Source organism: Micromonospora sp. DT48 (genome assembly GCF_049844495.1).
GTDB lineage: Bacteria > Actinomycetota > Actinomycetes > Mycobacteriales > Micromonosporaceae > Micromonospora.
The window spans coordinates 331,247-356,696 of record NZ_JBNCLE010000004.1; the positions used below are offsets into that span (position 1 = coordinate 331,247).

Consider the following 25,450-nt stretch of genomic DNA (forward strand, 5'->3'; position numbering starts at 1 on the left):
CGTCGACGCCGTCGGACAACCCTGCGCCACGCCGGAGGAGACAGACCATGACCGTTCCCGCTTCGCGGGTGCGTCGCCGATCCCGAACACCGGGCCGGCTGTTGCCGCTGCTACTCGCCACGGCGCTCCTGGTGCCCGTGGCGTTTCTCGTCATTCAGGCACACCAACTCGTCGACGCCGACCGCGACGTCCTCGCCCGGGAACGACTCGGCGTCGAATACCTCCGCGCCCTCGGCCCGGTGACCGACGCGCTGGTCGACGCACAGAGCGCCGCCGTCACCGACCGGTCGCTGCGCCGGGACACCCTCGACCAGGCGGTCGAGCGGGCCGCCGCGGTCGACGCGCGCATCGGCGGCGAGTTGAGCACCAGCGAGCGGTGGGCCGGACTCCGCGCGAAGCTGGAGGCCCTGCCCGAACGCCCGCTCGCCGACCCGGAGGCCGCCTTCACCGTGTACGGCGAGGCCACCGACCTGCTGCTGGCCCTGCACGGCAAGGTCCGGGAGACCTCCGGCCTGATCCGGGACTCCAGCGCCGACGCCTACTTCCTCCAGGACGGCGTCGGGGAGGAGATGCCGGAGGCGGTGGTCGCCGTCGCCCGGCTCACCGACCTGGCCGTGCTGATCAACCGTCGGCCCGCCGACGAGCGGGTCCAGTCGCTCAGCCAGCTGGCCACGCTGCGGGCTGCCGCGCTGCAACCCGCCAACGACCTGGCCAACAACCTGCGGGCGGTGGTGGAGAACACCGAGAGCGCCGACCTGGGCGCGAACGTGCTCACCCCCTTCGACGCCTACCAGCGGGCCGTGGAGGCGCTGGCCCTGTACTCACAGCCGACCGGCCGAGCCGGCACGTTCGACACCACCCGACTGCTGGCCTCCCGTAACGAGGCACAACAGGCCGCGAAGCTGCTCCAACCGGTCCTCCTCGACGAGATCGACCGGCTGTTGGTGGAGCGACTCGACGAGTTGGACCGGGATCGTCTGCTGATCCTCGGCGCGGGCGCGCTCGCCGCGCTGCTGCTGGTCGGCCTCATGGTGAGCAGTTGGCGGTCCCCACGGCGAGACACCCCGGCGAGGATGTCGGAGGACGTGACGCCGATGTCGCCGGCCGACCTCCGGCGGGATCCCGTCGGGGTACACCCCGGCGAGCAGCCACCGGCGCTCCAGCCGGTGGGACAGCTCCAGGAGCCGGATCGGTGGAGGCCCTTCGATGCTGCTCGGTAGGCTCCGGATCCGGGGCAAGCTCACCCTGCTGGTGACCGTTCCCCTGCTCTGCATGCTGGGCCTGACCCTGCCCGTGGTCTGGGAACGAACCGGGGTGGCCCAACGAGCCGGCGACATCGACCAGACCGTCCAGCTCGCCAGCCGGGTCGGCACCCTGCTCCAACACATGCAGCGGGAACGCATGCTCGCCATCGGTTTCCTGCTCGGGCAGGTCGAGCGCAGCGCGCTGGTGCAGGAGATCGCCGAAGTCGACGACCGGATCGTCGACCTGCGGACCGAGTTCGACTCTGACCTTCCGGCCGAGGTCGACCGGGCACTCGACGGCGTCCAGCAACTGGCCGGGTTGCGCACTGCGGTCCTGGCCGGGCAGGCGGAACCGCCGCAGATCGTCGGCGCGTACGGGCCGATCCACCTCGACCTGATCGACTCGCTGCGGCTGCCGTACGACGTGGACACCCGAACCCCCGCCGGGCGGCAGACGCTGGCGCTGGACAGCATCCTGCGCAAGAGCGAGGGACTCAGCGGCGGCGGAGCACTGATCGTGCTGGTCGCCACCACGAACAACCCACAGTTCGCCACCGCCTTCGTGGCCAACATGGCCACCCTCCAGTCGGAGAGCAACAAGATGCTCGGCCTGCTCACCCCGGAGCAGCAGGCGCTGGTGAACATCGAGCAGACCGCCGTGGCCGCCCGGACCAGCCCGGAGTTCCTCCAGCAGAGCGCCCAGGACCCGGCGGCAGCGGTGGCGGACATCCCCGTCCAGGCCCTCTTCCCGACCGTCTCCTCACTGATCACACTGGGTCAGTTCGTCGAGAAGAAGCTGGTCGCCGACGTGACCGCCGAGGTACGCGCGCAGCGGCAGGCGGCGTTGTTCGGGGCGTACTGGGTGACCGCGCTGGTGGCGGCGATCCTGGTCGGCGTGGTGCTGCTCGCCCTGGCCATCGGCCGGACGGTGACCGGACCGTTGACCCGGCTCACCCGCTCCGCCGACCGGGTCGCCCGGGTCGCCGAGTCCGAGCTGGTCCGGGTGGCCGACGACGAGGTCGACAACGCCCAACCCGTTCGCCTCGACCCGATCGACGTCCGGGCCCGGGACGAGGTCGGCGACCTGGCCCGTGCCTTCGAACGCGTGCAGAGCACGGCGGCGCGGCTGGTGGAACGGCAGGCGGCGAGCCGACGCAACGTCGCGCAGATGTTCGGTCACGTCGGTCGGCGTACCCAGAACCTGGTCGGTCGACAGATCGCCCTGATCGACCGGTTGGAGCAGCAGGAGACCGACCCGGAACGGTTGGAGAACCTCTACCGCCTCGACCACATCTCCAGCCGCCTGCGGCGCAACGCGGGCAACCTGGTGGTGCTCTCCGGTGCGGTGGGCGACGTGGCGCACATGGCGCCGGTCCCGCTGGCCAACGTGGTCCGCCTCGCCCTCGGTGAGATCGAGGACTACACCCGGGTGGACGTCCAGGTGCCCACCGAGGCCGAGGCGGCCCCGGCGATCGTCGGCGACCTGGTCCTGGCGCTCGCCGAGCTGATGGAGAACGCCACCGTCTTCTCGCCGCCGCACACCAGGGTGCTGGTCAGCGGCGAACTCGACGAGCACGGCGTACAGCTCACCGTGGTGGATCACGGCATCGGCATGACCGAGGCACGGTTGGCCGACGAGAACGCCCGGCTGACCCGGCGGGAACGGCTGGACCTCGCGCCGACCGAGGTGTTGGGGCTGTTCGTGGTGGGTCGGCTGGCCCGTCGGCACCGCTGGGCGGTCGACCTGTCCGCCACTCCGGGTGGCGGTGTCACCGCCACCCTCCGAATTCCTCGTACCTCCCTGGTCGTCGGGACGCCCGAGCCGCCCGGCCCCCCGGTGCCGCCAGTCGGCCGGGCCACCCCGGTGGCCGCCGGCCCGAACCGGCACCAGCTCCCGCCGGCGTCATCGGCCCGGGAGACCCCGGTGGCGCTCGACCCGACCACGGAGCCGGCGACGGTGCCGGCCGGGTTCAACCCGACGCTGCTGACCCGGGCAACCGAGAGCCTGGATGTCTCCGAGTCCTGGGACGCCTTCGCCACCGCCCCGGAGGCCCCGGAGCTGACCGGCCCGCGACCGTCGAGCGGAATCGACCCGGCGACCGTGACGGTGCCGCAGATCGCACCGGTGTCGACGGCCCCACCGGCTCCGATGCCCGGCATCCGGCAGCGGGTTCCGGGAGCCAGCCTGCCGAAGACGACGCCGAAGGCGGGTCAGAGCGGCGGCGTCACCGACGTCGACCCGATCGCCGCCCGCGCCGCTGTCGAGGCGTTCGAGTCCGGGGTACGCCGGGCCGAGCAGAGCCACGCCGACGCCCTGCCACAGCCGGTCGAACCACCGGCTCCCCCGGGGATGTCGCACCTGTCCCGCAGAGTGCCCGGTGCCAACCTGATGGCACAGCGACCGCAGCAACCGGTCGCCCAGGACCCGGGTGACCCGGCCGAGGTCCGCGATCGCATCAACGCGTTCGAGACGGGCGTCGCCCGGGCTCTGCGCGACGTCCGTAACGACAACGAAGGAACGCCACGGTGACCAGCCCGCACGTGCACGAGAACCTCGACCACCAGAACCATCCGGCCGGTGACCTCAGCCCCGAGGCCCGGACGTTCAACTGGCTTCTGGACTCCTTCACCTCGGGAACCGCAGGGGTGCTGGAGGCGATCGCCGTGTCGTCGGACGGTCTGCTGATGGCGATGTCCGCGATCAAGGACAGGTCCAACGCGGAGCGCCTCGCCGCGGTGGTCTCCGGCATGACCAGCCTGGCCGGTGGGGCCGCCAGCTGGTACGCGTTGGGCGGCCTGAACCGGGTCGTGGTGGACATGGCCGAGGGTTATCTCCTGATCAGCGCGATCAGCAGCGGTTCGGTGCTCGGCGTCGTCGCGGACCGGTCGGCGAACCTGGGCACCGTCGCCTACGAGATGACCCTCTTCGCCGGTCGAGCCGGTGGCGCGCTCACCCCGCGCCTGATCGCCGAACTCAAGAACTCCGTGCAGCAATGACTCCCGACGCCGCCGGTGCGGAACAGGAGCCGGTGATCCGCATCCGGCCCTACCTGCGCGACTCCTCCCCGGTCGGCTCCGCCGGCCCGGCAGGTGCACCGGCGGCGGGATCGGAGCCCGAGGAGGTCGGACCGACCGGGCCGCGCCCCTTCGTGCTGACCGCCGGCCGGGTGGCCGGTGCCGATCCCACGATCGGCCTGGAGACACAGGTGACCGCCCGACCGGCCACCGAGCCGTGGAGTGTCACAGCCACCCGGTTGAGCCCCGAACTCCAGGCGATCGTGGCGCTGTGTAGTGAGCCGATCTCGGTCGCCGAGATCTCCGCCAAGACCCGCCTGCACTTCGGCGTGACCCGAGTGCTGGTGGGCGACCTGCGCGCCGCCGGCCATCTGGACGTGCACGTGACCGATGCCGACGACGCCCTCGACCCCGATGTCATCCTGCGAGTGATTGATGGACTTCGTGCAATCTCCTGACTGGCCCGCAGCACCACCGGGCGCGCTCGCCGCCAACAGCGCCGCGACCCGCTACGGCGGTTCCGCGCCGCCACCGCCGTCCATCGGCCGGGCCCCCGCGCCGCCGCCGCCGGCCCATCCCGCCCCGGTACCCCCGCCGTACCGGCCGCCGGCCGCGGCGTCGTCCGGCACGGGTACGCGCCACCGGGCGAAGCCGCCGATCCCGGTGAAGATCCTGGTGGCCGGCGGCTTCGGGGTCGGCAAGACCACCACCGTGGGCTCGATCTCGGAGATCGCTCCGCTGACCACCGAGGCGGAGATGACCACCGCCGGAATCGGGGTCGACGACCCCGGTCAGCGCTCCGGGAAGACCACCACCACGGTGGCGATGGATTTCGGTTGTGTCACCATCGACCGCAGCCTGAAGCTCTACCTGTTCGGCACACCGGGCCAGACCCGTTTCGGCTTCATGTGGGACGACCTGGCCCGGGGTGCGCTCGGTGCGCTGGTGGTGGTCGACAGCGCCCGGCTCGACGACTGCTACCCGGCGATCGACTTCTTCGAACGGTCGGGGCTGCCGTTCGTGGTCGGGGTGAACGCCTTCGACGGGCGGTTGGCGCACGACCTCGGTGCGATCCGGTGGGCGCTGGCGATCGGCGAACATATACCTCTGGTGCAGTTCGACGCGCGGGACCGGCTCTCGGTCAGGGACGCCCTGCTGGTCGTCCTGGACCGTGCGCTGGACCGGGCCACCCGGGAGAAGCGGGCCTGAGCCGATCGGCTCACGGGCCCCTCGTGGGAAGGGGTGAGGCGGATGAGAGGCGGACTGGACGAGACTCTGGCCCGGATGCGTCGGCGCGAGGAGGCGCTGCGCCGACGGGCCGGAGATCCGACCGGGGCGGCCGACGACCAACCCGGTCCGGGGCCGGAGGGGGGCAGCGGCTCCTCTTTGAGCCGGACCGACAACCGCAACGCGGGGCCCGGCTGGGTCGGCACCCGTCCTCCCGCTCACGAGACGCCGTCCCGGCACCCCGTGGAGGACGTCGCCGAGGCGCTGCGGGCAGCCGTGGCGGCGCATCCGGGCACCTCCGTCACCGCCCGGGTCGAGCATGGCGGGAAGGCGTACGACCTACGGGTCACCTGGGTCGATCACGAGGTCACGGTCAGCGGGCAGCCCGCCGCGCCGCCGCCTTCCTGGCCGCTGTCGATCAAGACCGTGCCCGTCCGGTCCTCCGCACCGGACGGCCTGACCGAGGCCCCGGCGGCCCGGTTGGCCGAGCTGATCCGGCGGGATCCGTCGCTGCTCACCGGGGAGGAGCCAGCCGGTTGACCGGGCGACGGGCGGCCAGGCGCTAGGGTCGGGCGGTGGGCGAACCAGAGCTGACCCTGATCGCGAGCCTGCGGCCGGCCGCGCTGGACGCCCGACGGGGCATCGTCCGGCTGCACCCGGAGGCGCTCACCGCCCTCGCGCTGCGCCCGGGTGACCCGGTCCGGTTGGCCGGACGGCGGGTGACCGCCGGCCTCGTCGCGGCGGCCGAGAGCACGGCCAGCGCGGCCCTGTTGCACGCCGACGACCTGATGCTGGGCAATCTCGGCGTACGTGACGGCGGGCAGGTGCGACTGAGCCCGATACCCGTCACCCCGGCCCGCCGGGTGCTGCTCGCCGGACCGGCCGAGATCGTCGCGGTGGTATCCCCGGAGATGCTGCGGCTGGCGCTGCTCGGGAAGGTGGTCACCACCGGGGACGACGTCTCCCTGTTGCCCCAGGACGTGCTGCCGGACGCCTCGTCCCGCACCCTGGTCGAGGCGGCCCGACGCAGCCTGTCCACCCGGGTCGGCTACGCCTGGACCAGCACCCTGCTGCGGGTGCTGGCCGCCGAGCCGGATCCGGGCGCACTGGTCACCATGGACACCCTGGTGGCCTGGGAGCACGGTCCAGCCACCCACGGCGGGGCGGCCGACGCCTCGGGTGCCGGCGACCGGCACCCCGGTGGTGGGGCCGGTGACTGGCCAACCTACGGTGCGACCGCCAACGGCTGGCCGGGTACGCCGACCGCTGGCGGCGGGCGGGCCGGCGACGCGGGCGGTGTCCGGGCCGCGTCGCGGGGCGCCTCGCGTACCGACGCGGGGCAGGACATCGACGGAAATCTGGCCGACGAGGCGGACGGACAGCACGTGCCCTCGGTGGACGAGCTGCCCGGCCTGCGCGCCCAGGCGGAGGAACTGACCGAACTGCTCGACCTCGGCTTCCACCACCGGGAGGTGCTCAGCCGGCTGAGCACCACCGTGGCGCTGGGCGTGCTGGTGAGCGGGCCGGCCGGGTCGGGCAAGGCGGCGCTGGTCCGGGCGGTGGCCGCCCAGGTCGGTGCCCGGGTGCATGCGCTCTGGGCACCGGAGCTCGCGGCGCTGACCAACGACTCGGCCGCGGCCCGGCTCCGGGCGGTGACCGCCGACGCGCTGACCGGTGGACCGGCCGTGCTGCTGGTCACCGACGTGGAGGCACTGACCCCGGCGGAGACACCCGGACCGCTGGCCACGGTGTTCCGCCAGTGCGTGGCACAGCTCGTCGCGGCCGGCGCGGCGGTGGTCGGCACCAGCAGCCGACCGGAGGCGGTGGACCCGGCCATACGTGCCCCGGGCCTACTCTCGTTGCGGATCGACGTACCGCTGCCCGACGCGGCCCTGCGCCGGGAGCAGCTGACCGTGCTGACCCGCCCGGTTCCGCTCGCCGACGACGTACGGCTCGACGAGGTCGCCTCGCGTACCCCCGGTTTCGTCGCCGCCGACCTGGCCGCGCTGGTCCGCGAGGCCGGAGTACGCGCGGCCCTGCGACAGAAGTCGGCGCAGACGCCCACGGTGCTGATGGCGGACTTCACCGCCGCGCTCGAGGTGGTACGGCCGACCACCATGGCCGCCGCCACCCTCGAACTGGCCCGGGTGACCCTGGACGACGTCGGCGACCTGGTGGAGGTCAAGCAGACCCTCACCGAGTCGGTGCTGTGGCCGTTGACCTACCCGGACACCTTCGCCCGGCTCGGCGTGCAGCCGCCGCGCGGTGTGCTGCTCTACGGCCCGCCCGGCTGCGGCAAGACCTACCTGGTGACCGCGTTGGCCGGGACCGGACGGGCGAACGTGCTGTCGGTCAAGGGCGCGGAGCTGCTGTCCAAGTGGGTCGGCGAGAGCGAACGCGCGGTCCGCGAGTTGTTCCGCCGGGCCCGGGAGGCCGCCCCGACGTTGGTCTTCCTCGACGAGATCGACGCGCTCGCCCCGGTACGCGGCCAGGCCACCGACGGCGGCACCGCCGACCGGGTGGTCGCCGCGCTGCTCACCGAGCTGGACGGGGTGGAGGCGTTGCGCAACGTGGTGGTGGTCGGCGCGACGAACCGTCCCGACCTGGTCGACCCGGCGCTGCTGCGTCCGGGGCGGCTGGAACGGCTGGTCTACGTGCCGCCACCGGACGCCGAGGCCCGCACGGAGATCCTACGGGCCGCCGCGCGCAACGTGCCGCTCGCCGAGGGCGTCGACCTGCCCGCCCTCGGCGCGGAGTTGGACGGGTTCTCGGCCGCCGACTGCGCGGCGCTGGTCCGTGAGGCGGCGTTGGCCGCGATGCGGGAGTCGTTGACCGCCTCCACGGTCACCGCCGAGCACGTCGCGGCGGCCCGGTCCCGGGTGCGCCCGTCCCTGGACCCGGCCCAGGTCGCCTGGCTCGCCGCGTACGCCGAACAGCGCGGCTGAGCGCGCCGACGGTCAACAGGGCGCGGTGTCGTCCAGCGAGATCTCGGCGTACACCCGGTCGTCGGCCTCGCGCAGTTTCGCGCCGCACCTGCCGAGCACGGAGAGTGCGCCGCGATTCTCCGGCGCGGTCTCGGCGACCACGGTCCGCATGCCGGCCGCCGCCGCCAGGTGCAGCAGCTCCCGCAGCGCTGCCGCGCCGATCCCCTGCCCTCGGGCCGACCGGCCGAGCCACATGCCCACCTCGGCGACGCCAGGCTCGTCCCGGCAGCTCATCCGGATCATCCCGACCACCTCGCCGCCCGCCACGATCGCGTACATCGCGCTGCGAGCGGACCCGCCCAGCCCACCGAAGCTGGCCCGGTGGAAGTCCCGGAACGCCTCCCGCCGGGCGTGCGACCAGCCGGCCGGTGCCTCCACCGGCGGCATCACGTCGGCCGGCTCCGCCTCGGCCACCGCCACGGAGAGCAACGGTTCGAGGTTCCGCTCGTCCACCGGCTCCAACCGGACCGCACCAGTCACGTGCCGCAGTCTTCCGCGCCCGGAGCCGTGCGTCCAGCCAGTTGGCGACGACCGGACCCTCCGGCGGAGCGGTACCGACCGGTCGGGTCGAATCAGCCTCCCGGGTCACGCTCCGCGATCGTCCGGCCGGGCGAACTCGCAGTAGACGGCGGAGGCGTCGTCGGCCGTCTTGTGCCGTCGGCGTCGGTCGGAATGGTCTCGTTCGGCGACGCGTACCCGGTCGATCAGCGCGTCCGGTCCCTCCGTGGTCACCACGTCCAACAGGCCGGGCCAGTCGAGCAGACCGAACTCCTCGACCAGGGCGGAGGCGCCGTCGGAGAGCAGCACGGCGCGGCGCAACGCCTCGGGACCGTGCCGGGGCACCGTCCCGACCACCGCGTGGTAGGCCGCGTCCGGATCGGCGGCGGCGACCCAGTAGCCGTGGGTGCGGTTCATCCGCGCCCGCTGCGCGGTGACCGCGTGCCGGAACCGGGTGGCCGGATCGGTCGGCTCGGGCAGCAGTTCCGCCGTCTCCCGCAGGTCCCTCACCGAGCTGGCGAGCCGGTCGTCGGTCACCACGTTGATGCGACCACCGGTGTCGAGCACCAGCGGGCTGTCACAGAGCACGAGGTAGTCGACCTGGTCGCCACCGTCGCGGAGCAGGCACACCGTGCTCGACGGGGTGCCGGGGTGGTCGAGGTCGCACTGCTCGCCGTGGTCGGCACGGACCGCGAGGATCGCGGCGGCCAGGTTGCTGACCAGCGTTGCGGCCGGACGCGCCGCCTCGGCCAGGCCGAGGCGGGCGGCGAGGTGCTGGACATACCACTGCGGTCCGTGTACGCAGCCGGTGTCGAAGCCCTCCGGCACGGTCGCGCCGTCCAGCACCCCGACCAGCGGCCCGAACCGGAACACCAGGTCCTCGTTGACGGTCCGACCGGGCGGTGGGGCGGAAGCGGATCGAACCCGCATGGTGGGTGGGTGCCCGACCACCGCACCCCGTCGGCGCTCCTCCGGGGCGGCCTCGGGCACCCCGGTGTCCGGATGCGTCGTCCGTCCCGTTCGTCCTGCCCCCGCGCCGCTCATCGCCACCTCCACCGCGCTCCGGCTACCCGCCTCGTACCGGACGACACGTCACGGCCGGGATGGTGTCGGTCCCGCGCGCCTACCGCCGGCGGTTGCGGCTGCGGGAGGCGCGCAGTCGCACCAACCGGCCCACCAGCACCGGGTCGGCGGCGAGCGCCGCGGGATTGTCCAGCAACGCGTTCAACAGCTGGTAGTAGCGGGTGGCCGAGAGGCCGAACCGGTCCCGGATGGCCTGCTCCTTGGCTCCGGCGTGCCGCCACCACTGTCGCTCGAAGGCGAGCATCTCGCGTTCCCGCTCGTCGAGTCCGCCGGAGGCCGACCCGGCACGTCCCGAGCCGGTGTCCGACCCCCCGGCGTCCGTCGACTCGGCGGCGGCCGTGCGCGCGGCGGCCGTGCGCGCGGCGGCCTCCGTGGAGACGGTGGCGTCCGTGGGCACGGTGGTTGGAGCGGCGGCCTGCGGCGACGACTCGACCTCGGGGGCGGCCCTCGGCGGCGGCACCGTGACGGCGTCCGGACCGGTCTGCGCTGCCGGGGTGGCGTCGGCGGGCTGCATCGTGCTCCTCACGCGGGGGCGGCGGGTCGGGCGACGCCAACCGGGCCTACCAGCCTAACCAGGGGCACCACCTGGCGCATCCGACCACGCCTCCGACCGTCCCCGTGCACGGTCGGAGGCGTGGGTGGGCGCGACCGGGATGCGGTCGCGCCCACCCCGGCTCAGGTGATGTCCCGCCGACGCATCGTCCACAGCGCCGCGCCCAGGAAGAGCACGATCCCGACACTGAACAGCACCGACGAGTGTTGCCAGGTGATGTCCAGGGTGGCCGGCTCGCACTCGCCGGTGTAGGTGGCGTTGCACGCCTGCCAGTCCTGAAGGGTGACCGTCTTGGCCATCCAGGCGTACGCGTAGGTGGGCAGCAGCCACGCCTCGGCGAACCGGACCTGCGCCATGGACAGCACGATGCCGAGCCCGATCTGGCCGACCACCATCACCGCGATCGCCCCGCCGAGCGCCATCGCGGTGTGTCGGCCGAGCGAGGCCAGGGCGAAGCCCACCGTCGCCGCGACCAACGCCAGCACCATGCCGCGCAGCCCGGTGATGAGGAACGACTGCCAGGCGCCGGAGGTCATCCCCTCGGTGGTGCCCCGCCAGTTGGCGATCAGCCACATGCTGCCGAACCAGGCCGCAGTGGCGGGCAGGGCCAGCGCGAGCAGTCCGGTGAGCAGCGCGCCCAGCTTGGTCAGCAGGACGGTCAGCCGTTTCGGCCGCCAGAGCAGCAGATTCATCATGCCGCCGGTGTTCCACTCGGCACCCACGAAGGAGGCGCCGACCACGAATCCGACCAGGGCCAGGATCGCGGCGAGCGGGATGAGCATCTCCCCGAAGCTTTCCCGGAAGTTGAAGGTCGAGGGCAGGAACCACTGCTCCTCGATCGACTCGCGGGGCGGCGGGGTGATCTCGGCGCAGTCGACCGGGTAGTAGTCGACGTTCTCCCCGGCCGCCTTGGCCCGCTCGCAGTTCGCGCGTTCCTGCTCGGCCCAGCGGACCTGCTCCTGGTGCTGCCGGTCGGCGGCCTGGCGCGCCTCCGCGAGTTGGTCCGGGCCGATCTTCTCGTTGCTGAGGAACATGCCCGCCGCCACCAGGACCAGCACCACCAGGCCGCCTGCGGTCATCCAGCGGGCGAAACGCCGCTTGGCCAGCCGGCGCAGCTCGGTACGGAAGAGACTCACGCGCCCCAACCTCCCCCGACGGGCGCGGACGACGCCGCCCCGTCGACTCGTACGGACTGGTCGACCTGTCGATGCTGGCCGGGTAGCGGCGCGGTGTTGGTCAGTTCGAGGAAGACGCTCTCCAGGTCGACCGCGATCGGCGCGAGTTCACTGACGTAGAGGCCCTGCTCGGCCAGGAGCCGGGTGACCGTGGCGGGCTTGTCCACCCCGGCGAGCATCAGGTGGTCGTCGTTGGTGGTGACGCGTACGCCGGCCCGGGTCAGCGCCGTGGCGGCGACCGGCAGGTCGGCGGCAGCCTCCAGCCGCACCCGGACCGCACCGGACGAGTGCTGGGCCAGCACCTCGTCGACCGGGCCGAAGGCGACCCGCCGACCCAGCGAGATGATGGTGACCGAGTCGCAGATCAGCTGGATCTCACCGAGGATGTGGCTGGACAGCACCACGGTCATCCCGGAGGCGGAGAGGTCGCGCATCAGCGTCCGCATCTCCCGGATGCCGCCCGGGTCGAGACCGTTGGCCGGCTCGTCGAGGATCAGCAGCTTGGGGTTCTTGAGCAGCGCCGAGGCGACCGCGAGCCGCTGCTTCATGCCGAGCGAGTACGTCTTGACCCGCTCACCGGCCCGGTCGCGCAGCCCGACCAGCTCCAGCACCTCGTCGACCCGCTGCTCGGGCAGCTCACCGGCGCTGGCCAGCAGCGACAGCGTGTCCCGCGCGGTGAAGTGCGGGAAGAACTGCGGGCTCTCCACGATCGCGCCGACCTGCGGAGCGACCTGGTCCAGCGTTGCGGGCACCTCGTGCCCGAGGATCGCCATCCGACCGCCGTCCGGCCGGATCAGGCCGAGCAGCGTACGCAGCGTGGTGGTCTTGCCCGACCCGTTGGGGCCGAGGAAGCCGTGCACCTGACCCGCCTCGACCTGCATGTCGAAGCCGTCCAGGGCGTTACGGGTACCCCGGCGTCGACTTCGGTACGTCTTTCGTAGACCTTCGATTTCCAGGACAGCCGGCAAGCTGCACCTCCCCCGTTGGTGTGTGGGCGACGACGACACCATACGCGGTATGCATCACCGCGCAATACCCGGTATGTATCGACACGCCGAAAGGGCAGGCTTCCTACACGTCAAGCAGCGCAACCGCGACGCGGCGTTGACCCAGTACGCCCTCAGGCGCAGATGACGTGGACCCCGGCGGCACGGAAGGCGTCGACCAGATCCGGCGCGGCCCCGGAGTCGGTGACCAGCGTCTCGACCCGTTCGACCGGGCAGATCCGGGCGAAGGCGTGACCGCCCAGTTTGGACGAGTCGGCGATTATCACCACCCGCTTGGCCCGCGCCACCATCAGGTTGTTCATCGCCGCCTCGCCCTCGTGATGGGCTGCCGCACCGAGCGACGGGTCGATGGCGTCCACCCCGAGCAGCGCCACGTCCAGGGTGACCTCGCGCAGCAGCGCCCCACCCAGCGGGCCGACCAGTTCGAAGGACTTCGGCCGCACCACGCCGCCGGCCACCACGACCTTCATCCGGGACCGGACGAGCAACTCGTTGGCGATGTTCAGGGCGTTGGTGACCACGGTCAGTTGGGCACCCTCGGCGTTGGTGTTGAGATCCGGGCGTACGGCCAGCGCCCGAGCCACCTCGGTGCTGGTGGTGCCGCCGTTGAGGCCGACCACCGTCCCCGGAGAGACGAGTGCCGCCGCAGCCGCACCGATCCGCTGCTTCTCGGCGGAGTGCTTGGCCGTCTTGTAACGCAGTGGCAGGTCGTACGAGACGCCGTTGGCGACCGCGCCACCCCGGGTACGCGTGATCATCTGCTGCTGCGCGAGTTGGTCGAAGTCGCGGCGGATGGTCGCCTGCGAAACGTCCAGCCGGTCGGCGGCCTCCTCGACGGTGACCCGACCCGAATCGGTCAGCATTTCGAGCAGGGCGTTCCATCTCGCGTAGCGGTCCACCCCGGGCCTCCCGTGTCTGCACGATCGGTGCTTGGTTGCGTGCACACTAGTGCTCGAAACTACGAAGTGGCAAAAGCCGGGTGTGCTCGATCACTCCTGCGGTTGCCATTTCCGGTAAGTTTCACGCAGAATGACGCTCGAAAGACGGGATTAACGAGCCGTAACGCGCAGGCTCGGCCTGCGAGGAGTTCTCATGGCGTACGTCCACGCGGAGATCGCGAGCCAGCCGGACTGCTGGCGTCAGGCGAGCGAGCTGGCACCTGCGATGCTCGACCGCCTGCCCCGCCCCGGTGAGCGGGTCGCCGTCGTCGGCTGCGGCACGTCGTGGTTCATGGCCATGGCGTACGCGACCCGCCGCGAGGCCGCCGGCCAGGGCGAGACCGACGCCTTCCAGGCCAGCGAGTTCCCCACCGGCCGCCGCTACGACCGGCTGCTGGCGATCACCCGCTCCGGCACCACCACGGAGGTGCTGGACCTGCTCACCGCGCTGCACGGCCAGACCCCGACGACGGTGATCGTCGGTGATCCCAACTCACCGGTGGTCGAGATCGCAGACGCCGCCGTCACCATGCCGTTCGCCGACGAACGCTCCGTGGTGCAGACCCGCTTCGCCACCACCGCGCTGGCCCTGCTCCGCGCACACCTGGGCGACAACATGACCGCGCTGGTCGCCGACGCGGAGGTCGCCGTACGTACCCCGCTGCCGATCGACCCGAGCCTGATCGAACAGGTCACCTTCCTCGGTCGCGGCTGGACCATCGGGTTGGCCCAGGAGGCCGCGCTGAAGTGTCGCGAGGCGGCGACCTTCTGGGCCGAGGCGTACCCCGCGATGGACTATCGGCACGGCCCCATCTCGGTGGCCGCCCCGGGGCGGTTGGTCTGGGCGTTCGGCGAGTTGCCCGACGGGCTGCCGGAGGACGTCGCCGCCACCGGAGCCTCCTTCGCGCACAGCCGCACCCACGGCTACCACTCGGTGCTCGGCCGGTGGGCCGCCGGGCGTACCCCGGTCGACCCGATGGCCGACCTGATCCTGGCCCAGCGGTTCGCCGTCGCCCTCGCCACCAGCCGTGGGCTCGACCCCGACGCACCCCGGCACCTGAGCCGCTCCGTGGTGCTCACGTGACCTCGACGCCACGAGATCCCGGCCCGAACCCGCCCGCAGCAGGACCCTCCGACCTGACCCGAGCGCTTCGAGGCGTCAGGTGACGCGGTGGCGGTGAACGACGGGCAGGTCGCCGTCGCGCTGGACGTGGGTGGCACCGGGATGAAGTGCGCGCTGGTCGGCGCGGACGGCGCGGTACGGCACGCCGAACGGCACCCCACGGACGCCGGGCGCGGCCCCGACGCCGTGGTCGAGACGATCCTGACGGTGGCCGAGGGCCTCGCCGCCAAGGCGCGGGCGGACGGACTCACGCCGACCGCGCTCGGCATCGTGGTGCCGGGCGTCGTGGACACCGCGCGCGGCGTCGCGGTCTGGTCGGCGAACGTCGGCTTCCGGAACGTGCCCCTGCGCGACCTGGCGTCCACTCGGCTCGGCCTGCCCACCACGCTCGGCCACGACGTACGCGCCGGTGGCCTCGCCGAGGCCCGGCTGGGCGCCGGCCGGGACCGGGGACACGTGCTGTTCGTGGCGATCGGCACCGGCATCGCCGCAGCGCACGTGGTGGCCGGCTCGGCCGCCACCGGGGCGCACGGCGCGGCCGGGGAACTCGGTCACATCCTGGTCCGTCCGGACGGGCCGACCTGCGGCTGCGGACGACCGGGCTGCCTGGAGGCGATCGCCTCCGCCTCGTCCGTCGCTCGCCGCTACGCCGAACTCACCGGCGCGACGTCGGACGGTGGGTCCGCCGGGAAATCCGAGCCGGGACGGACCATGGTGACCGCCGCCGACGTGGCCGCCCGGGCCGCAGCCGGTGAGGAACTGGCCACCCGGGTCTGGCGGGAGACGGTGGAAGCCCTCGCCGACGGCCTCGCCACCGCTCAGGCCCTGTTCGACGTGGAGACCATCGTCCTGGGCGGCGGCCTCGCCCAGGCCGGCGCCGGGCTGTTCGACCCGCTTCGTGCCGCGCTGCGGGACCGGCTGACCTTCCACCGGGAGCCACGACTGGTCCCGGCCGTCCTCGGCGACGAGGCGGGCTGCCTCGGTGCCGCACTGCTCGCTCTCGATCAACTGGAGACGCCATGACCGTACGGGTGAACGGCAAGGTGGTGACCCCGGCCGGGGTGATCGCGCAAGGCTGCGTCGAGGTCAAAGGCGACCGGATCAGCGCGGTCGCCGAATACCCGTCGGGGCGCGACGGCCACTGGATCGTGCCCGGCTTCGTGGACATCCACAGCCACGGCGGCGGCGGGCACACCTTCACCACCGGCGACGCCGGCCAGGCGCGTGCCGCCGCCGCGTTCCACCTGCGCCACGGCACCACCAGCCTGGTGGCCAGCCTGGTCAGCTCGCCGTTCGAGCTGATGCGCTCGGCCACCGTCGCGTTCGCGCCGCTGGTCCGCGACGGCGTGCTGGCCGGCATCCACTTCGAAGGGCCGTACCTCTCCGCCGCCAGGTGCGGGGCGCAGAACCCGGAGTTCCTGCGGGACCCCTCCGTCGACGAGCTGACCGAGCTCATCAAGGTCGGTGAGGGAGCGGTCCGGATGGTCACCCTCGCCCCCGAGCGTCCCGGCGCGCTGGCGACCATGGAGATGCTCACCCGGCACGGGGTGGTCGCCGCGGTCGGCCACACCGACGGCACGTACGAGCAGACCCGCGCCGCCGTGGCGGCGGGCGCGAGCGTCGGCACCCACCTGTTCAACGGGATGCGCCCGGTGCACCACCGCGAGCCGGGCCCCGTGGTGGCGCTGCTGGCCGCCCCGAACGTGATCTGCGAGCTGGTCGCCGACGGGGTGCACCTGCACGAGGGGACGCTCACCTTCGCCACCTCGACCGCCGGGCCGGAACGGTGCGCGCTGGTCACCGACTCGATGGCCGCCGCCGGAATGCCGGACGGCGAGTACGAGCTGGGCGGCCAGGCGGTGACCGTGCGCGACGGGGTCGCCCGGCTCTCCCCCGACGGGGCGATCGCGGGTAGCACGCTGACCATGGACAGGGCACTGCGCAACGCGGTCGCCTCGGGGGTCCCGGTCCCCGACGCGGTACGCATGGCGTCCACCACGCCGGCTCTCGCCGTCGGGCTCGGCGACCAGGTGGGCAGCCTCCAGGCCGGGCTCCGCGCCGACCTGGTGGTGCTCGACGACGACCTGGAGATCGTCCGGGTGATGCGGGCCGGCGTCTGGGTGGAGTGACGCGGCAGCCGGCGGGTCAGCCGGAAGAGATCTCCACACCGAGGACGGCCTGCTCGTCGGGACGGTGCACCAGCACGTCCGACAGGAACGACTGCACCGCGTGGCGCATCCCGACGTCCCGACCGACCTGCTCGGAGAGCAGCCACTTGTGCTCGATGATCTGGGCGAACAGCTCCTGCGGCTCCAGCTTCCGCCGCAGGTTCGCCGGTACCGCCCGGACCACCGGCTCGAAGACCTCGGTCAGCCAGCGGTGCGCGGCCTGCTGCTCGTCGGTCAGGTCGCTCTCCGCCCGATACGCGTCGAGGTCGTTGAGCAGCTTGCGGGCCTGGTTCTCCTCGGCGTCGAGCCCGGTGAGGCGGAGCAACCGACGGTGGTGGTACCCGGCGTCGACCACCTTGGGCCGGATCAGGTAGCGGCCGTTGTCGATGGTGGACATGGCCACCTCGGCCACGTCGAAGCCCAGCTCGTTGAGCCGGCGGATGCGCCCCTCGATATCGTGCCGGGCCTGCCGTTCCACCTGCTGCTCGTAGGTGATCTCGTGCCAGAGCCGCTCGTAGCGCTGCACCACCTCCTCGCAGACGACCTCGGGATCGATCGAGTCGTGCAGCAGACCGGCGGCCTGGAGGTCGAGCGCCTCCCCGAAGATGTTGACCCGGGCGATCTCCAGGTCCTCGCCACGCTGACCGTTGGAGAGCACGCTGCGCAGCGCGCCGGTCTCGGCGTCGACCAGGTACGCGGCGAAGGCGCCCGCGTCCCGCCGGAACAGCGTGTTCGACAGCGAGCAGTCGCCCCAGAAGAAGCCGGTCAGGTGCATCCGGACCAGCAGCGCGGCGAGCGCGTCGAGCAGACGGCCCATCGTCTCCGGGCGCAGCGTGTGCGAGAACAGCGCCCGGTACGGCAGGGAGAACTGGAGGTGCCGGGTGATCAGGACGGGGTCCAGCGGCTCACCCGCGTCGGACTCCCGGTCGGCGACGATCGCCACCGCCTTCACCGACGGGAAGTCGATCCGTTCCAGGGCCCGCAGCAGGTCGTACTCCCGCTCGGCCACCCGCTCGCCGGTTTCCTTGACCGCGTAGACGTACCCGCCCAACTGCACGAAACGCACCACGTGCCGGGAGATGCCCTGGGGCAGTGCGACCAGGTGTTCGGCCGGCCACTGCTCCAACGGCGTCGACCAGGGAAGGTCGAGCAACGCCGGGTCGACGAGGGCCGAGGTGATCCGCACGACGTCAAGTCTGACGTCTTCCGGGTCGGAACGCCTCCCCACGTGGTTGGGCCCACAGTCGGCGTCCGCTGCGAGCATCCCGCAGGCCGGTAGCGTGACCGGGGTGCGGAAGACGACATCGGTACGCCGTGGGACGCGTCTGACGCCGGTACGTCCGGCCGGCTGGTGGTTCGACGCCGTGCTGCTGGCGGGATTCGCGGCGCTGACCGCCGCGCTCGCCCGGGGACACCTGCTCGACCTCGACCTCGCCGTCAGCGAGTGGGCCTTCACCCACGACCCGGCCCCGGCGTACTGGACCGCCCGGGTGTTCAACCTGCTCGGCCAAGGTGGCGGACTGCTGCTACCGGTCTCCGGCGCGCTGGCGGTGGCGGTGGCCTGGCGTCGTCGTACGGTCCGGCCATTCCTGCTGGTCGCCGCCGCCTTCCTGGTCACCATGCTGACCATCGGGCCGCTAAAGATCTGGACCGACCGGGCGGCACCCACCGCCTCGGTCAAGGAGCCGTTCCTGGCTCCCGAGGAGGCGGTGCAGATCTTCAACCAACTGCCGGCCGGGGCGTACTCGATGTCGTACCCGTCGGGGCACGTGGCCAACGCGATCGTCTGGTACGGCGTGATCGCCCTGCTGCTGGTCTCGCTGACCGCCGGTCGGCTGCCCGTCGGCGGGTACCGACTGGTTCGTTACGCGCCGCCCGGGATCCTGCTGATCACCACCACCTACCTCAACTTCCACTGGCTCACCGACGGGCTGGCCGCCCTGCTGCTCGGGCTGCTGCTGGACCGGTTCCTGCACCGGGTGCCCTGGGACGACCTGCCGCTGGGTGGCCGACTACGGCGCTGGGACGCGCCGTTCACCGAGCGGCACTAGGCCGGTGGACCGACTCTCGCGTCGCCTCGGCGTACCGGATGCCGTGGTCATCGGCCTCGGATCGATGCTTGGCGCGGGCGTCTTCGTGGTCTTCGCGCCCGCCGCGAGCGCGGCCGGCGGCACCGGACTGCTGGTCGCCCTGGCGCTGGCCGGCTTCGTCGCGTACTGCAACGCCACCAGTTCCGCCCGGCTGGCCGCCCGCTACCCGGAGTCCGGCGGCACCTACGTCTACGGCCGGGAGCGGCTGAGCCCGTTCGCCGGGTTCCTCGCCGGGTGGGGTTTCGTCATCGGCAAGACGGCCAGTTGCGCGGCGATGGCGCTGACCATCGGGGCGTACCTCTGGCCGGGTCAGGCCCGGTTGGTCGCGGTCGCCGCGGTCGTCGCGGTGACCGCCGTCAACCTGCGCGGCGTGGCGAAGACCGCGACCGCCACCCGGGTCCTGGTGCTGATCGTGCTGGCGGTGCTGGCACTGGTGGCGGTGGCTGGCGCGACCGACCTGTCGATCGGTCGGATCGATCAGCCCGGCGGCTCAGCGCGGGGCATCCTCACCGCCGCTGGCCTGCTCTTCTTCGCCTTCGCCGGGTACGCGCGGATCGCCACCCTCGGTGAGGAGGTACGCGACCCGGAGCGGACCATCCCCCGGGCGGTGCCGCTGGCACTCGGCGTGGTGCTGGTGAGCTACCTGGTGCTGGCCGTGATCACGCTCGGGGTGCTCGGGCCGGACCGGCTCGCCGGGTCGGCCGCACCACTGGCCGACGTGGTGAGCGCGGCCGGGCTGCCCGGCCTGGCCTGGGTGGTCCGCGTCGGGGCAGCCGTCGCGGTGACCGGGGTGCTGCTCTCCCTGCTGGCCGGGGTCGCCCGCACCACGTTGGCGATGGCCCGCCGCCGGGACCTGCCCGTCACGCTGGCCGCCGTGCACCCGGTGCACCGGGTGCCGCACCGGGCCGAACTGGCGGTCGCCGCCGTGGTGATCCTGGTGGTCGTGCTCGGCGACGTGCGCGGCGCGATCGGCTTCTCCGCCTGCACGGTGCTGGTCTACTACGCCATCGCCAACGCCGCAGCGTTGACCCTCGGGCGGGAGCCGGAGCGGAAGCTCCCGGTCCAGGCGCTCGCCGTGGCCGGGCTGCTCGGCTGCGTCCTGCTCGCGGTGAACCTGCCGTTGGCCTCCGTGCTCGCCGGTTTCGGCGTGCTCGCCCTCGGCGCCGCCTGGTACGCCGTGCGGCACCGCTACCGCCTGACGGATCAGCGCTGACCGTCGCGGGGCATCGGTGCCACCGACGAGTCCGGCTCCGGGGGTGGCGGCGCCGTCTCGCGCAGCAGCGCGTTGAGACCGGCGCGGCGGGCCACCACGGTCAACCGGTCACCGGCGATGATCACCATCCGGGGATCTGGTGACCAGTCGATCCGTTGCCCGCTGCGGGCGTGCGCGAGCAGGCGTACGCTGCCGGGCCGCCCGACGGCGGCGAGGGTACGACCGTCCAGGGCCGAACCGGCGGCCACCGCGACCTCGGTGACCAGCAGGGCGTGCCGGCCCACCGGGATGGTGGCGACCACCGCCCGGTCCAGCAGGGCCGCGGCGAACGACGGTGCCGCCAGGTACGAAACACTGCGCGAGGTGCCGATGCCGAAGGCGCGCTGCACCCGCTCGGCGAAGTCGCCGTCGAAGAGCCGCAGCACCACCCGGAGTTCCTCGTCGAGGGCTCGGGCGTTCAGCGCCGCCCGCAGGTTGGCCCCGTCGTCGGTCGAGACCACCACCAACGCCTGACAGGACGCGACCGAGGCGGCCCGCAGCGTCTCCTCCTGCGCCGCGTCACCCACCACCAGCGGTACGCCCAGCCGCCGGGCCAGCCCGGCACCGCGCGCGTCGGCGTTCTTGTCGATCGCCACCACCTCGACGCCGAAGTCGTGCAGCTGACCCATCACCCGGGTACCGATGTTGCCCAGACCGACCACCACCACGTGCCCCGAGCGCTCGGGCAGGATCCGCCCGGTGTGCAGGGCCAACCGGGCCTGCACCACCCCGTCGACCACCACCGCCGTGATCAGCGGGATCAGTGCCAGCCCGGCAAGGTTGAGCACCACCTGCATGACCTGTTCGGCGCCCCCTTTGGTGGTGTCCGGGTCCTGCCCGGTCAGCGTGGTGACCAGGGTCAGGTAGAGCGCCTCGGCCCAGCCGACATCCGCGGCGTCGGCGTACAGCCAGCCCAGCGCGGCCACCATGGCGATCAGCGAGAGCACCGCGATGCCGATCTTCCGGGTGGCGAAGCTGCGGATCGCGCGGAGCAGCATCGCCACGGGTCGACGCAGCCGCCGCGCCCGGACCAGCCGCCGCGCCGCCAGTTCGGTGCCGGCCGGTCGACCGACCGCCTCGGCGATCACCACGTCGGCGTCCCGCTCGTCTGCGGGCAGTACCAGATCCTGCTGGTCGTCGCGAGTGTCGGCCACCCCGCAGACCACCTCGCTCGGGCGTACGTCGTCACGGCGGGCCACGTAGAGGGTGCGCCCGCCGTGCCGGAAGTGCGTCGGCGCGACCTCGCCGAGCGCGGCGGCCACGAAGGCCGGTGCGGCCATCGAGGCGTCCGAGAGCACCGCCGAGTCGGGGAAGATCTGTCGTACGCCGTTGGCCAGCCCGGTGTTGAACATCCGCACCACCAGGCGCAGCCCAGGCTCCACCTCCTGCGCGCAGAGCGCGGCGTGCATGTTGCCCACGTCGTCCTGATGCAGCAGGGCCAGCCCGGCCGCGCCGGCCAGCCCCGCCCGACGGAAGGTGCGCTCGTCGAGCCGGTCGGCCCGGACCACCTCGATGCCCGGCAGGTCACGGCCGTCCGGTGCGGGAGAGCGCCGACGGTCCGGCACGATCAGGGTGATCCGTATCCGGCCCGCCTGCGTTTCGCCAGCAAGTATCGCCCGCACCACCCAGTAGGCGAGCGGGTCCTGCCCGCAGATCACGAAGTGTGCCCGGGGTTCCCCGTTGACCCGCAATCGGCGGCTGGCCCGCAGGGCCCGGTCGAGCAGCGGCTCCGCCATGCCCCGCATGGTAATCAGCCGGTCGCAGCCCGCGCAGCCCTTCATGATCGTGGTTGCCGTCGCGCGGCATGTCCTGGCCCGCGCCGGGTAGGGCAGCGGTATGCAGACCTTCCTGCCGTACCCGGACTTCCTGGCCAGTGCCCGGGCGCTGGACCAGCGCCGACTCGGCAAACAGCGGGTGGAGGCGATCCAGGTGCTGCGCGGGCTGACCTGGCCCACGTACGGGTGGCGCAACCACCCGGCGGTGAAGATGTGGGCCGGGTACGAGGAGGCCCTGACCCGCTACGGGCTGGACGTCTGCGCGGTCTGGTGCGCGGCCGGACGAGCCGACACCTGCGCCACCACGTTGGCCGTGGACCTGGCCACCGCCTGCGGCATCGAAGAGGTCCGTACCCAGCAGGAGCTTGCCGTCGCCAGGGAACTGCCGCCCTGGCTCGGCCGGACCGAGGTGCACCTGAGCCACCGTTCGTCGCTGCTGCGCAAGGATCCGGCGCACTACCGCCCGATCTTCGGCGACGATGTCCCCGACGACCTGGAATACGTCTGGCCCGACTCCGACCGCCCCCGCCGCTGCCTTCGGTGAAAGGAAGGGCCCCCTGTTAACGCCTCGTGAGGTGCCCGGGCCCCTTGTTAACAGCAGCGTGTTAACAAGGGGCCCTTCCTTGCGACTGGGCAGACTGGTGGGCGACTCGGGAGGTTCCACATGGCCCTGTCGCAGGTTGCTGGACGGCTCATCGGCGTACGCCGGCATGAGGTCGACCCGGGCGGCGGTGGCGCTCGACGCGTGCCGCGCCCGGTCACCGCGGTGGTCGTCGGCGGCGGCATCGCCGGCATGTCGGCGGCCGTGGTGCTCGCCGAACGCGGTGTCGAGGTGACCGTGCTGGAGGCCGCGGCCACCCTGGGCGGCCGGCTCGGCGCCTGGCCGGAAGCCCTGGACGACGGCACCCGCCAGGTCAACGAGCACGGTTTCCACGCCTTCTTCCGGCAGTACTACAACTGGCGCAACATCCTGCGCCGAGCCGACCCGGCCCTGCGTTTCCTGCGGCCCGTCCCCGGCTATCCGGTGCTCAGTGCCGAGTGGCCGACGGAGGAGTTCGGGCGACTGCCGCCCGCGCCACCGGCGAACCTGCTCACCCTGCTCGCCCGCAGCCCAAGTCTCCGCCTACGCGACCTGCGCGCGATGGACCGGGACGCCGCCCTGCCACTGCTGACCTACGACCCGGTGCGTACCTACGCCGAGTTCGACCACACCACCGCCGACGAGCTGCTCGACTCGTTGCGCCTGCCCGACCGGGCCCGGGCGATGCTCTTCGAGGTCTTCTCCCACTCGTTCTTCAACCACGAGGCCGACATGTCGGCCGCCGAGATGATCGCGCAGTTCCACTTCTACCTGCTCGGCAACCCGGAAGGGCTGGCCTTCGACTGCCCCGACGAGGATTACGCCACGGCGATCTGGGGGCCGCTGAGCCGACACGTCGAGCGGCACGGCGGCCGGGTCCGTACCGGGGAGCCGGTGACCGGGCTGCGCCGCGAGGCCGACGGTTGGCGGGTGAGCAGCGCCGAAGGCACGTACCGAGCCGAACACGTCGTGCTCGCCGTCGACCCACCGGCGCTCGCCGCACTGGTCGCGGCCTGCCCGGAGTTGGCCGAGCAGGCTCCGGCGCTGGCGGCGGCGATGCCCGCGTACGGTCGGCCCGGTCCGCCGTACGCGGTGGCCCGCTACTGGTGCGAGGGGGACGTCGACCCGGAGCGGGCAATCTTCAGTGGAGTGTCCCGACAGCCCACGCTGGACTCGGTGACGGTGTACCACCGGCTGGAACGCGAGTCCCGCCAGTGGGGGGAGCAGACCGGCGGTTCGGTGATCGAGCTGCACGCGTACGCCTGTGAGCCGGACGTGCCCGCCACGGAGCTGGCCGAACGGATGCGGGCCGAGCTGGCCGTACTCTGGCCGGAGACGGCACGACTGCGGGTACGGCACCTGCGCGCCCGCGTCGAGGCGAAGGCACCGGCCTTCACGCCGGGCAGCCATGCCGGACGGCCGGGGGTCCGCACCGACGCGGCCGGCATCTACCTGGCCGGCGACGGCATCCGCACGGACTTCCCCAGCGCCCTGATGGAACGCGCGGCGGCCACCGGTGTCCTCGCGGCGAACCACGTTCTGCGGGCAGTGGGCGGTGCCACCGAGCCGGTGCACTCGATCCGCCCGCGTGGGCTGCTCGTCCGGCGTTGACTGCTGCCCACCGGCTCAGGGGTGGGTCCAGCCGAATCGCGGAGCGCGACGTTCGTGGAAGGCGGCCACGCCCTCCCGGGCCTCGCCGCTGGCCCGTACCTGCCCGTGCCACCAGGTCATCCGGGCTTCGTCCGCCCGACCGTCGACGATCTCCTTGGCGGCGGCGACGCTGAGTTGCGAGCGCTCGGCGATCGTGCCGGTGAGCGTGGCGACCCGGGCGGCCAGCTCGTCGCCGGGCAATACCTCGTCGGCCAGGCCGATCCGCATCGCCCGCTCGGCGTCGATCAACTCGCCGGTGAAAAGCAGGTGCTTGGCCGCCGACGGGCCGACCAGTCGGGACAACCGGAGGGTGGTCGGTGCCGGGTAGACCAGCCCCAGCCGAGCCGGCGGTACGCCGAACCGCGCGTCGGCCGCGGCTATCCGCAGGTCGCAGGCGACCGCCAGTTGGCAGCCGCCCCCGACGCAGGCACCCTGGATGGCCGCCACGGTCGGTTTGGCGAAGGTCGCCAGCCGCTCCTCCGCCGCGACGGCGATGCTGCCGTCACCGGCCGCCAGCAACTCGTCCAGGTCGCCGAGGTCGGCACCCGCGCAGAAGGTGCCGTCGGCTCCGGTCAGCACCACCACACGGATCGCCGGGTCGACCTCAAGACCGTCGAGCAGCACGGGCAGTCGCCGCCACATGGCCGGCGTCATCGCGTTGCGTCGGCCCGGATTGCGGATCACCACCGTGGCCACCGCACCCGCGACCTCGACCACCAGGTCCGCGTCCGTCACCGCACCATCCCTTCGCCGCACCACGTCGTACGTCACCTGCGGCGACCTTAGCGACGTCGCCTGCCCGGGCGGGCAGACGGGCGCGGCGCACGGTGGCGGGTGGCCCTCGGTCGAGGTGACCGGGCCGGGCGTGGCGGGTGGAGACCGAGCCTGACGGCCCGTCCCGAGCACCCGGTTACGCCGCGACGTCCGCCCGGTGAACCATTGCGATACGGATGGAGCCCCCGGCCGGGATCGAACCGGCGACATCCCGCTTACAAGGCGGGTGCTCTGGCCAGCTGAGCTACAGGGGCGTTGTGTCGAGGCCAGCATAGCGACCGACGTCAGCTTTTCCTGCTCGGCAGGGGTTCCGA

The 25,450-nt window shown here is 72.7% G+C and carries 23 protein-coding genes and 1 tRNA gene; 14 read left to right on the forward strand and 10 right to left on the reverse strand.

Annotated elements, in window-relative coordinates:
- Positions 1 to 47: 47 nt before the first annotated feature.
- The 7 genes from ACLQ2S_RS02285 to ACLQ2S_RS02315 are packed head-to-tail and all read left to right on the forward strand — an operon-like array spanning position 48 to position 8,431.
- Positions 48 to 1,220 (forward strand): hypothetical protein, encoded by a 1,173-nt coding sequence (locus ACLQ2S_RS02285; protein ID WP_425701006.1) that lies wholly within the window; start codon positions 48 to 50, stop codon positions 1,218 to 1,220.
- A complete protein-coding gene (locus ACLQ2S_RS02290; protein WP_425701007.1) occupies positions 1,207 to 3,774 on the forward strand; it encodes a nitrate- and nitrite sensing domain-containing protein in 2,568 nt (855 codons plus the stop codon). The genes ACLQ2S_RS02285 and ACLQ2S_RS02290 overlap by 14 nt, the downstream gene beginning before the upstream one ends.
- Positions 3,771 to 4,241 (forward strand): roadblock/LC7 domain-containing protein, encoded by a 471-nt coding sequence (locus ACLQ2S_RS02295; protein WP_309222419.1) that lies wholly within the window; start codon positions 3,771 to 3,773, stop codon positions 4,239 to 4,241. The genes ACLQ2S_RS02290 and ACLQ2S_RS02295 overlap by 4 nt, the downstream gene beginning before the upstream one ends.
- Positions 4,238 to 4,717 carry a DUF742 domain-containing protein gene (locus tag ACLQ2S_RS02300; protein ID WP_155214430.1) on the forward strand — a complete coding sequence of 160 codons (480 nt, stop codon included), beginning with the start codon at positions 4,238 to 4,240 and terminating at the stop codon, positions 4,715 to 4,717. Before ACLQ2S_RS02295 ends, ACLQ2S_RS02300 begins: the two co-directional genes overlap by 4 nt.
- Entirely contained in the window at positions 4,695 to 5,468 is a 774-nt protein-coding gene (locus ACLQ2S_RS02305; protein ID WP_425701008.1) for a GTP-binding protein, read from the forward strand. The genes ACLQ2S_RS02300 and ACLQ2S_RS02305 overlap by 23 nt, the downstream gene beginning before the upstream one ends.
- A gap of 42 nt (positions 5,469 to 5,510) precedes the next feature.
- Positions 5,511 to 6,026, forward strand: a complete 516-nt coding sequence (locus ACLQ2S_RS02310; protein WP_425701009.1) for a hypothetical protein — start codon at positions 5,511 to 5,513, stop codon at positions 6,024 to 6,026.
- A 35-nt stretch (positions 6,027 to 6,061) separates the two neighbouring features.
- On the forward strand, positions 6,062 to 8,431 hold the full coding sequence (locus tag ACLQ2S_RS02315) for an AAA family ATPase (RefSeq protein ID WP_425701010.1): 2,370 nt from the start codon (positions 6,062 to 6,064) through the stop codon (positions 8,429 to 8,431).
- A gap of 12 nt (positions 8,432 to 8,443) precedes the next feature.
- Here ACLQ2S_RS02315 and ACLQ2S_RS02320 read toward each other — a convergent pair whose 3' ends face one another.
- The 6 genes from ACLQ2S_RS02320 to ACLQ2S_RS02345 form a co-directional block, all read right to left on the reverse strand.
- Positions 8,444 to 8,950: a GNAT family N-acetyltransferase gene (locus tag ACLQ2S_RS02320; protein ID WP_309222417.1), complete on the reverse strand. Its 507-nt coding sequence runs from the start codon at positions 8,948 to 8,950 to the stop codon at positions 8,444 to 8,446.
- A 105-nt stretch (positions 8,951 to 9,055) separates the two neighbouring features.
- On the reverse strand, positions 9,056 to 10,012 hold the full coding sequence (locus tag ACLQ2S_RS02325) for a hypothetical protein (protein ID WP_425701011.1): 957 nt from the start codon (positions 10,010 to 10,012) through the stop codon (positions 9,056 to 9,058).
- Between the two features lie 79 nt (positions 10,013 to 10,091).
- Positions 10,092 to 10,565: a DUF3263 domain-containing protein gene (locus ACLQ2S_RS02330; protein WP_425701012.1), complete on the reverse strand. Its 474-nt coding sequence runs from the start codon at positions 10,563 to 10,565 to the stop codon at positions 10,092 to 10,094.
- 161 nt (positions 10,566 to 10,726) lie between these two features.
- Complete coding sequence (locus ACLQ2S_RS02335) at positions 10,727 to 11,740, reverse strand: ABC transporter permease subunit (protein WP_309222416.1); 1,014 nt, start codon at positions 11,738 to 11,740, stop codon at positions 10,727 to 10,729.
- The gene (locus tag ACLQ2S_RS02340) at positions 11,737 to 12,747 is read right to left on the reverse strand and encodes an ABC transporter ATP-binding protein (protein WP_155214425.1); all 1,011 of its coding nucleotides are present in this window, start codon (positions 12,745 to 12,747) and stop codon (positions 11,737 to 11,739) included. Before ACLQ2S_RS02340 ends, ACLQ2S_RS02335 begins: the two co-directional genes overlap by 4 nt.
- 152 nt (positions 12,748 to 12,899) lie before the next feature.
- Entirely contained in the window at positions 12,900 to 13,685 is a 786-nt protein-coding gene (locus ACLQ2S_RS02345) for a DeoR/GlpR family DNA-binding transcription regulator (protein WP_309222415.1), read from the reverse strand.
- Positions 13,686 to 13,878: 193 nt separating this feature from the next.
- On the opposite strand from ACLQ2S_RS02345, the gene ACLQ2S_RS02350 reads away from it, so the two are divergent.
- From ACLQ2S_RS02350 to nagA, 3 genes are all read left to right on the forward strand, one after another.
- Positions 13,879 to 14,808, forward strand: a complete 930-nt coding sequence (locus ACLQ2S_RS02350; protein ID WP_155214424.1) for an SIS domain-containing protein — start codon at positions 13,879 to 13,881, stop codon at positions 14,806 to 14,808.
- Positions 14,809 to 14,895: 87 nt separating this feature from the next.
- Complete coding sequence (locus ACLQ2S_RS02355) at positions 14,896 to 15,870, forward strand: ROK family protein (RefSeq protein ID WP_309222414.1); 975 nt, start codon at positions 14,896 to 14,898, stop codon at positions 15,868 to 15,870.
- Complete coding sequence (gene nagA / locus ACLQ2S_RS02360; protein WP_155214423.1) at positions 15,867 to 16,976, forward strand: N-acetylglucosamine-6-phosphate deacetylase; 1,110 nt, start codon at positions 15,867 to 15,869, stop codon at positions 16,974 to 16,976. The genes ACLQ2S_RS02355 and nagA overlap by 4 nt, the downstream gene beginning before the upstream one ends.
- A 16-nt stretch (positions 16,977 to 16,992) precedes the next feature.
- Here nagA and ACLQ2S_RS02365 read toward each other — a convergent pair whose 3' ends face one another.
- Positions 16,993 to 18,279, reverse strand: a complete 1,287-nt coding sequence (locus tag ACLQ2S_RS02365; protein ID WP_230462214.1) for a DUF4032 domain-containing protein — start codon at positions 18,277 to 18,279, stop codon at positions 16,993 to 16,995.
- A 25-nt stretch (positions 18,280 to 18,304) separates the two neighbouring features.
- Here ACLQ2S_RS02365 and ACLQ2S_RS02370 point away from each other — a divergent pair, with 25 nt between their 5' ends.
- Together ACLQ2S_RS02370 and ACLQ2S_RS02375 are read left to right on the forward strand one after the other, a co-directional pair.
- Positions 18,305 to 19,066 (forward strand): phosphatase PAP2 family protein, encoded by a 762-nt coding sequence (locus ACLQ2S_RS02370; protein WP_309222412.1) that lies wholly within the window; start codon positions 18,305 to 18,307, stop codon positions 19,064 to 19,066.
- A 4-nt stretch (positions 19,067 to 19,070) separates the two neighbouring features.
- Positions 19,071 to 20,318: an APC family permease gene (locus ACLQ2S_RS02375; RefSeq protein ID WP_309222411.1), complete on the forward strand. Its 1,248-nt coding sequence runs from the start codon at positions 19,071 to 19,073 to the stop codon at positions 20,316 to 20,318.
- Here the strand turns inward: ACLQ2S_RS02375 and ACLQ2S_RS02380 are convergent.
- Positions 20,309 to 22,093, reverse strand: coding sequence for a potassium channel family protein (locus tag ACLQ2S_RS02380; protein ID WP_375335268.1), 1,785 nt, complete (start codon positions 22,091 to 22,093; stop codon positions 20,309 to 20,311). The two genes, ACLQ2S_RS02375 and ACLQ2S_RS02380, sit on opposite strands and share 10 nt — an antisense overlap.
- Positions 22,094 to 22,193: 100 nt before the next feature.
- Between ACLQ2S_RS02380 and ACLQ2S_RS02385 the strand changes: the two genes are divergently transcribed.
- Positions 22,194 to 22,676 (forward strand): MSMEG_6728 family protein, encoded by a 483-nt coding sequence (locus ACLQ2S_RS02385; RefSeq protein WP_155214420.1) that lies wholly within the window; start codon positions 22,194 to 22,196, stop codon positions 22,674 to 22,676.
- A gap of 120 nt (positions 22,677 to 22,796) precedes the next feature.
- Positions 22,797 to 24,323, forward strand: a complete 1,527-nt coding sequence (locus ACLQ2S_RS02390; protein WP_425701013.1) for an FAD-dependent oxidoreductase — start codon at positions 22,797 to 22,799, stop codon at positions 24,321 to 24,323.
- A gap of 15 nt (positions 24,324 to 24,338) precedes the next feature.
- On the opposite strand, the gene ACLQ2S_RS02395 is transcribed toward ACLQ2S_RS02390, so the two are convergent.
- Positions 24,339 to 25,097 (reverse strand): enoyl-CoA hydratase/isomerase family protein, encoded by a 759-nt coding sequence (locus ACLQ2S_RS02395; RefSeq protein ID WP_309222410.1) that lies wholly within the window; start codon positions 25,095 to 25,097, stop codon positions 24,339 to 24,341.
- Positions 25,098 to 25,313: 216 nt separating this feature from the next.
- A tRNA-Thr gene (locus ACLQ2S_RS02400) sits at positions 25,314 to 25,390 on the reverse strand.
- Positions 25,391 to 25,450: the final 60 nt, after the last annotated feature.

Coding starts and splice junctions, on each gene's coding strand:
- ACLQ2S_RS02285 (WP_425701006.1), top strand. CDS start 48: ATGACCGTTCCCGCTTCGCGGGTGCGTCGCCGATCCCGAACACCGGGC.
- ACLQ2S_RS02290 (WP_425701007.1), top strand. CDS start 1,207: ATGCTGCTCGGTAGGCTCCGGATCCGGGGCAAGCTCACCCTGCTGGTG.
- ACLQ2S_RS02300 (WP_155214430.1), top strand. CDS start 4,238: ATGACTCCCGACGCCGCCGGTGCGGAACAGGAGCCGGTGATCCGCATC.
- ACLQ2S_RS02305 (WP_425701008.1), top strand. CDS start 4,695: ATGGACTTCGTGCAATCTCCTGACTGGCCCGCAGCACCACCGGGCGCG.
- ACLQ2S_RS02310 (WP_425701009.1), top strand. CDS start 5,511: ATGAGAGGCGGACTGGACGAGACTCTGGCCCGGATGCGTCGGCGCGAG.
- ACLQ2S_RS02325 (WP_425701011.1), bottom strand. CDS start 10,012: ATGAGCGGCGCGGGGGCAGGACGAACGGGACGGACGACGCATCCGGAC.
- ACLQ2S_RS02330 (WP_425701012.1), bottom strand. CDS start 10,565: ATGCAGCCCGCCGACGCCACCCCGGCAGCGCAGACCGGTCCGGACGCC.
- ACLQ2S_RS02350 (WP_155214424.1), top strand. CDS start 13,879: ATGGCGTACGTCCACGCGGAGATCGCGAGCCAGCCGGACTGCTGGCGT.
- nagA (WP_155214423.1), top strand. CDS start 15,867: ATGACCGTACGGGTGAACGGCAAGGTGGTGACCCCGGCCGGGGTGATC.
- ACLQ2S_RS02365 (WP_230462214.1), bottom strand. CDS start 18,279: ATGCTCGCAGCGGACGCCGACTGTGGGCCCAACCACGTGGGGAGGCGT.
- ACLQ2S_RS02380 (WP_375335268.1), bottom strand. CDS start 22,093: ATGGCGGAGCCGCTGCTCGACCGGGCCCTGCGGGCCAGCCGCCGATTG.
- ACLQ2S_RS02385 (WP_155214420.1), top strand. CDS start 22,194: ATGCAGACCTTCCTGCCGTACCCGGACTTCCTGGCCAGTGCCCGGGCG.
- ACLQ2S_RS02390 (WP_425701013.1), top strand. CDS start 22,797: ATGGCCCTGTCGCAGGTTGCTGGACGGCTCATCGGCGTACGCCGGCAT.